Origin of the sequence: Pseudomonas brassicacearum, assembly GCF_918698105.1 — a bacterium.
Taxonomy (GTDB): domain Bacteria; phylum Pseudomonadota; class Gammaproteobacteria; order Pseudomonadales; family Pseudomonadaceae; genus Aquipseudomonas; species Aquipseudomonas brassicacearum_F.
On sequence record NZ_CAKKMI010000071.1, the window covers coordinates 24,274 to 30,737 of the forward strand.

At 61.0% G+C, this 6,464-nt stretch carries 6 protein-coding genes; 4 read left to right on the forward strand and 2 right to left on the reverse strand.

Annotated elements, in window-relative coordinates:
* The first annotated feature begins 73 nt into the window (after nt 1-73).
* The 4 genes from LQ215_RS23130 to LQ215_RS23145 all read left to right on the forward strand — a co-directional run bounded on the left by LQ215_RS23130 (nt 74) and on the right by LQ215_RS23145 (nt 4,852).
* Nucleotides 74-1,264 carry an MFS transporter gene (locus LQ215_RS23130; protein WP_230152736.1) on the forward strand — a complete coding sequence of 397 codons (1,191 nt, stop codon included), beginning with the start codon at nt 74-76 and terminating at the stop codon, nt 1,262-1,264.
* Between the two features lie 69 nt (nt 1,265-1,333).
* Complete coding sequence (locus LQ215_RS23135) at nt 1,334-1,645, forward strand: cupin domain-containing protein (RefSeq protein ID WP_057448581.1); 312 nt, start codon at nt 1,334-1,336, stop codon at nt 1,643-1,645.
* A gap of 103 nt (nt 1,646-1,748) precedes the next feature.
* The gene (locus LQ215_RS23140; protein WP_230152737.1) at nt 1,749-2,897 is read left to right on the forward strand and encodes a TDT family transporter; all 1,149 of its coding nucleotides are present in this window, start codon (nt 1,749-1,751) and stop codon (nt 2,895-2,897) included.
* Between the two features lie 80 nt (nt 2,898-2,977).
* Nucleotides 2,978-4,852, forward strand: coding sequence for an MFS transporter (locus tag LQ215_RS23145; protein WP_230152738.1), 1,875 nt, complete (start codon nt 2,978-2,980; stop codon nt 4,850-4,852).
* 114 nt (nt 4,853-4,966) lie between these two features.
* On the opposite strand, the gene sugE is transcribed toward LQ215_RS23145, so the two are convergent.
* Together sugE and LQ215_RS23155 are read right to left on the reverse strand one after the other, a co-directional pair.
* Nucleotides 4,967-5,281 carry a quaternary ammonium compound efflux SMR transporter SugE gene (sugE, locus tag LQ215_RS23150; RefSeq protein ID WP_003204587.1) on the reverse strand — a complete coding sequence of 105 codons (315 nt, stop codon included), beginning with the start codon at nt 5,279-5,281 and terminating at the stop codon, nt 4,967-4,969.
* Nucleotides 5,282-5,400: 119 nt separating this feature from the next.
* Entirely contained in the window at nt 5,401-6,366 is a 966-nt protein-coding gene (locus LQ215_RS23155) for a bile acid:sodium symporter family protein (protein WP_230152739.1), read from the reverse strand.
* Between the last annotated feature and the right edge of the window lie 98 nt (nt 6,367-6,464).

Below are 6,464 nucleotides of genomic sequence, written 5' to 3' on the forward strand. Positions count from 1 at the left end.
TAAGCGCACACCGGTAGCACACTTCGCAAAAGCAAAAAATTAGCTTTTGCGAATGTTCTTGTGGAGCGTGCCCATGTCCCGTCCAGCTTCGACCCGCGCCAGCCTGATATTTCTGGCGCTCACCTTGCTCGGTTTTCTCGCGGCGTCCAGCGCGCCGACGCCGTTGTATCACCTCTACCAGGAACAATTGCAATTTTCCCCGGCCGTCCTGACGCTGATTTTCGGTGTGTACGCCTTCAGTCTGTTGGCGGCCTTGCTGACCGTGGGTTCGCTGTCGGACTACCTGGGCCGCAAACCGGTGATCTTCGTGGCACTGTTGCTCAACATGCTGGCGATGTTGCTGTTTATCAGCGCCGACAGTGTTGCCTGGTTGATCAGTGCCCGGTTGATCCAGGGTTTTGCCACCGGCATGGCCACCAGCGTACTGGGGGCGGCCTTGCTGGATTTCGACCGTCGCCAAGGCCCGCTGATCACCAGCGTCGCGCCGCTGTTGGGCATGGCCTGCGGGGCGCTGGGCTGTGGCCTGCTGGCTGAATTCGCGCCGTTGCCCTTGCAACTGACCTACTGGCTTTTGTTGGGCTTGTTCCTGGGCCAGGCCGTTTACCTCTGGCGCCTGGCGGAAAGCGTCAGCCCGCAACCCGGTGCCTGGCAGTCCCTGCGGCCAACCCTGCATGTGCCGCCTCAGGCGCGGCAAGCCTTGTGGCGGGTCCTGCCATTGGACCTGGCGGCCTGGGCCGTGGGCGGTTTCTACCTGTCACTGGCACCGTCCCTGGTGCTAGCGGCCACCGGATCGACCTCCAACCTGATCGGTGGCGCGCTGGTGGCGGTGTTGACCCTCAGCGGCGCGTTATCCATCTACCTGTTGCGCAACCAGGAGGCCGACAAAATGTTGCGCCCCTCCGCGAGCCTGCTGGTGATCGGTCTTGTATTGGTGCTGGTGGCGGTGCATGGCGCCAGCTTGCCGTTGTTCTTCGTCGGCACGCTGGTCACCGGTGGCGGTTTCGGTGCTGGGTTCCTGGGCGCGCTGCGCAGCATCATGCCGCTGGCGTTGCCCCACGAACGGGCCGGCTTGATGTCGGCATTCTATGTCCTCAGTTACCTGGCCTTCAGCCTGCCGTCGCTGCTGGCGGGGAACCTGACGCGGGTGTTCGGCTTGATCCCGACCACCGATGGCTATGGCGCGGTGTTGATTGTGCTGTGTGTCGTTGCGTTGTTGGGGTTACGTCAATCCATGAGATCGGTCAGCGATGGCGCTCGGCTTTGAAACCAGGCATGCAGGCGCCGCTGGCAGTGGGTTAGTCTTGGCGCCTCAGCTAGCTTCCGGGTGGATCCCTTGAAAATCATTCGCAGCAAATCCTTCACCGGCGACCGCGCCTGGGCGGCCCTGGATATCGCCAACATGAATGGCATCACCACGCGCCTGCACTGGACCGATCAGCCGTACAAATGGCACGTCAATGACGGCGAGGAAGTCTTCGTGGTACTCGATGGGCAAGTGCGGATGTGCTATCGGGAAGAGGGTGTCGAAAAGGAGACCTTGCTGGAGGTCGGGGACATTTTCTACGCATCGGTGGGCACAGAGCATGTGGCCAGGCCCTTGGGCGAAGCGAGAATCCTGGTGATCGAGACCGAAGGCAGTGTCTGATGATTATCTGTAGAACCGATAACATATAGAGAAATTACCCGTTATATAGATATTCGATCCGGCTCTAGCATGGCGTCACCTCATCCGAGGACAGGAGTTCGCCATGACATGCTGCGCTGCAAAAAAACGCTTGCGTCCATTGAGCCATCTGCCCAGGCCGCTGGAGGCCATTCGCCAATTCACGCCTAACTGGTTTGCCGTGGTCATGGGCACCGGCGTGCTGGCGCTGGCCTTGGCGCAATGGCCTGGGAATGTGCCGGGCCTGCGCCGCGTGGGCGAAGGCTTGTGGTTGTTCAACACGCTGTTGTTCGTGGTGTTCGCCCTGATGTACACGGCCCGTTGGGTGCTGTTCTTCGACGAGGCGCGACGGATTTTCGGCCATTCAACGGTCTCGATGTTTTTCGGCACCATTCCCATGGGGCTGGCGACCATCATCAACGGCTTTTTGGTATTTGGGCTGCCGCGCTGGGGGAGCGGTGTGGTGGCGGTGGCCGAGGCGTTATGGTGGATCGACGTGGTCATGTCGTTGGCCTGTGGCGTGCTGATCCCATTCTTGATGTTCACCCGCCAGGAACACCGCATCGACCAGATGACCGCCGTGTGGCTCTTGCCGGTGGTGGCCGCTGAAGTCGCGGCGGCCAGTGGCGGGCTGTTGGCGCCGCATCTGGCCGACGCCCATGGTCAATTGGTCATGCTGGTGACCAGCTACGTGCTCTGGGCTTTTTCCCTGCCGGTGGCGTTCAGCATCCTGACGATTTTGCTGTTGCGCATGGCGCTGCACAAACTGCCTCACGAAAACATGGCCGCCTCGAGCTGGCTGGCCCTCGGCCCGATCGGCACCGGCGCCCTGGGCATGTTGCTGCTGGGCAACGATGCCCCGCTGATTTTTGCCGCCAATGGCCTGCCCGGCGTGGGTGAAATCGCCGCCGGGTTGGGCCTGGTGGCCGGCATTACGCTGTGGGGGCTGGGGTTGTGGTGGATGTTGATGGCGCTGCTGATCACCGCGCGTTACCTGCGCGCAGGCATTCCCTTCAACCTCGGCTGGTGGGGCTTCACCTTTCCCTTGGGCGTGTATGCGCTGACCACGTTAAAGCTTGCGGACTTACTGGGCCTGGATTTTTTCAGCGCGTTCGGGGCTGTGCTGGTGGCGATGCTGGTGGTGATGTGGCTGATCGTCGGGCGGCGTACGGTGCTGGGCGCCTGGCACGGTGAGTTGTTTGTGTCGCCCTGTATTGCAGGGCTGGCGAAATAATCGCTAAAGACAGGTAATGTGTGGCCTGGATCAAAAAGCGTCATTCCAATAAGCGTCCACGTCACTCAGGAACATGGAAGATGAGTCACCCTTCGCAGTTCACCTTGCTTCGCACGCGGCGTTTCCTGCCGTTCTTCATCACGCAGTCCTTGGGCGCGTTCAACGACAACATTTTCAAGCAGTCGCTGATCCTCGCCATCCTCTACAAATTGACCATCGAGGGCGATCGCTCGATCTGGGTCAACCTCTGCGCGCTGCTGTTTATTCTGCCGTTTTTTCTGTTTTCGGCGCTGGCAGGGCAGTTTGGGGAAAAATTCGCCAAGGACGCGTTGATTCGTCTGATCAAGCTCGGCGAAATCGCCATCATGGCGGTTGGCGCAGTAGGGTTTCTGTTCGATCACTTATCGCTGATGCTGGTGGCGCTGTTCGCCATGGGCACGCATTCGGCGTTGTTCGGCCCGGTGAAGTACTCGATCCTGCCGCAGGCCTTGCGCGAGGAAGAGTTGGTCGGTGGCAACGGCCTGGTGGAGATGGGCACCTTCCTGGCGATCCTGGCCGGCACCATCGGCGCCGGGATCATGATGTCCTCGGCGCAGTACGCACCCGTGGTATCCACCGCGATCATCGGCGTTGCCGTGCTCGGTTACCTGGCCAGCCGCAGCATTCCGCGCGCAGCCGCGGCCTCGCCGCAAATGCGCCTGAACTGGAACATCTTCAGCCAATCCTGGGCCACCCTGAAACTGGGGTTGGGGCAAACCCCGGCAGTGTCCCGTTCGATTGTCGGCAACTCCTGGTTCTGGTTCGTCGGTGCGATCTACCTGACGCAGATCCCGGCCTATGCCAAGGAGTGGATGCACGGTGACGAAACCGTGGTGACCTTGATCCTGACGGTGTTCTCGGTGGGGATCGCCTTGGGTTCGATGCTCTGCGAAAAGCTTTCCGGGCGCAAAGTCGAGATCGGCCTGGTGCCGTTCGGCTCGTTCGGGCTGACGGTGTTCGGCCTGCTGTTGTGGTGGCATTCCGGTGGAATCCCTGACAGTGTCGAGGGGCACGGTTGGCTTGAAGTGCTCGGTTTCGGTCACGCCTGGCTGGTGCTGATCGACATCCTGGGCCTGGGTGTCTTTGGCGGTTTCTACATCGTGCCGCTGTACGCATTGATCCAGTCGCGCACTGTAGAGAACGAGCGGGCGCGGGTGATTGCCGCCAACAATATTCTCAACGCGTTGTTCATGGTGGTCTCGGCCATCGTTTCCATCGTGCTGCTGAGCCTGGCCAAACTGTCGATCCCGCAACTGTTCCTGGTGGTGTCGCTGCTCAACATCGGCGTCAACGCCTACATCTTCAAAATCGTCCCCGAGTTCAGCATGCGTTTCATGATCTGGCTGCTGAGCCATTCCATGTACCGCGTGGAGCATCGCAACCTGGAGGCGATTCCGGATGAAGGCGCTGCGCTGTTGGTCTGCAACCACGTCTCCTTCGTCGACGCCTTGCTGATTGGCGGCGCGGTGCGTCGGCCGATTCGCTTCGTCATGTACTACAAGATCTACAACCTGCCGGTGCTGAACTTCATCTTCCGCACCGCCGGGACGATCCCGATTGCCGGGCGCCAGGAAGACATTCACATCTACGAAAAAGCCTTCAAGCGAATCGCCCAATACCTCAAGGACGGTGAGTTGGTGTGCATCTTCCCTGAAGGAAAACTGACCGGTGACGGTGAGATCAATGAGTTCAAGAGCGGACTGACACGCATCCTCCAGGAGACCCCGGTGCCGGTGGTTCCCCTGGCGTTGCAGGGCTTGTGGGGCAGTTTTTTCAGTCGCGACCCGGCCAAAGGACTGTTTCGCCGGTTCTGGTCGAGGGTGACGCTGGTGGCGGGTTCAGCGGTCGCCGTGGAAGTGGCAGAGCCGGCGAAGTTGCAGGCGTTGGTGGGGGAGTTGCGCGGCACAGTCAGGTAATCGGTGCCCTTGCGGGCCTCTTCGCGAGCAAGCTCGCTCCCCCAATGGACCGCGTCCCGTTTGGGCAACTCGGTCAAAGGTGGGAGCGAGCTTGCTCGCGATGGCGACAGTGGCCTAAGCGCTGACCTTGAGCCCGATCAACCCCGCAACGATCAACGCCACGCTGGCCAGGCGAACCAGCGCCATCGACTCACCAAACAAAATGATCCCGGCGATCACCGTGCCCACGGCACCGACCCCGGTCCAGATCGCATAGGCGGTACCCAGCGGCAGTTCCTTCATTGCAAGGCCGAGCAGGCCGAGGCTGATGGCCATGGCGGCGATTGTCAGTGCAGTGGGGAGAGGGCGGCTGAAACCGTCGGTGTATTTCAGGCCGACAGCCCAGCCGACTTCGAACAGGCCGGCAAAAAACAGAATGATCCAGGACATCACACACCTCATCGATGGATGGGGTCGTCCCCGGTTAAACGATCGCTCTAGCGTTGCGGGGTCGTCCCCGCATTGGGCGCAAGAGTGCCCAATGCTGACGATTCGGTCAAGATTCTCCTTCAGTCCGCCGCTTGACGGGCCTGTAGTTCACGGTCCTGTTTTTCGCTCATGCGCCGGAAGTACGTCGAGAGCAGGGCCCCGGAAATATTGTGCCAGACGCTGAACAGCGCGCTGGGCACCGCCGCCAGCGGCGAAAAATGCGCGCTCGCCAACGCCGCGCCCAGGCCGGAGTTCTGCATGCCCACTTCCAGCGACAGGGTTTTGCGCTGGGCCAGCGGCAGGCCGAACAAGCGCCCGGTGAAGTACCCCAGCAGATAACCGAAGCTGTTGTGCAGCATCACGATGGCCATGATCAGCAGGCCGGATTCGGCAATTTTTGCCTGACTGGCTGCAACCACCGCCGCGACGATGATCACGATGCTCACTACCGATATCAGCGGCAGCACTTCGACGGCATGACGGACCCGGGCACCCAGCAGGCGTTGGGCAACGATGCCCAATGCGATTGGCAACAGGACGATTTGCAGGATCGACCAGAACAGCGCCGAGAACGACACTGGCAACCAGGCCGAGGCCAGCAGCCAGATCAGCGCCGGGGTCAGCAGAGGGGCGAGCAGGGTCGTGATGGCGGAAATCGCCACGGCCAGGGCCAGGTCACCGCGAGCCAGCCAGGTCATGACGTTGGACGACGTGCCGCTCGGGCAGCAACCCACCAGGATCACCCCGACGGCGATCTCCGGCGGCAGGCTGAACACTTGGCAAAGCAGCCACGCCGTGCCGGGCATGATCACGAATTGGGCAACCACCCCCAAGGCGACGCGTCCCGGATGACGGGCCACTTCGGCGAAGTCTTCCAGCTTGAGCGCCAGGCCCATGCCGAACATCACCAGGCCCAGCAGCGGTACGATGGCGATTTTAAGGCCGACGAACCACTGCGGTTGCAGGAAAGCCAGCACCGCGAAAATCAGTACCCAGTAAGCGAAGGTGTTGCCGACAAAGCGACTCAATGCAGCCAATGCGCGCATGACCTGATCCTTATTATTAAGAAACACCGAATACTAATGTGGGAGCGAGCTTGCTCGCGATAGCGGAGTGTCAGTCAACATCTCGGTGGCTGTCATAC

Coding starts and splice junctions, on each gene's coding strand:
- LQ215_RS23130 (WP_230152736.1), top strand. CDS start 74: ATGTCCCGTCCAGCTTCGACCCGCGCCAGCCTGATATTTCTGGCGCTC.
- LQ215_RS23140 (WP_230152737.1), top strand. CDS start 1,749: ATGACATGCTGCGCTGCAAAAAAACGCTTGCGTCCATTGAGCCATCTG.
- LQ215_RS23145 (WP_230152738.1), top strand. CDS start 2,978: ATGAGTCACCCTTCGCAGTTCACCTTGCTTCGCACGCGGCGTTTCCTG.
- sugE (WP_003204587.1), bottom strand. CDS start 5,281: ATGTCCTGGATCATTCTGTTTTTTGCCGGCCTGTTCGAAGTCGGCTGG.
- LQ215_RS23155 (WP_230152739.1), bottom strand. CDS start 6,366: ATGCGCGCATTGGCTGCATTGAGTCGCTTTGTCGGCAACACCTTCGCT.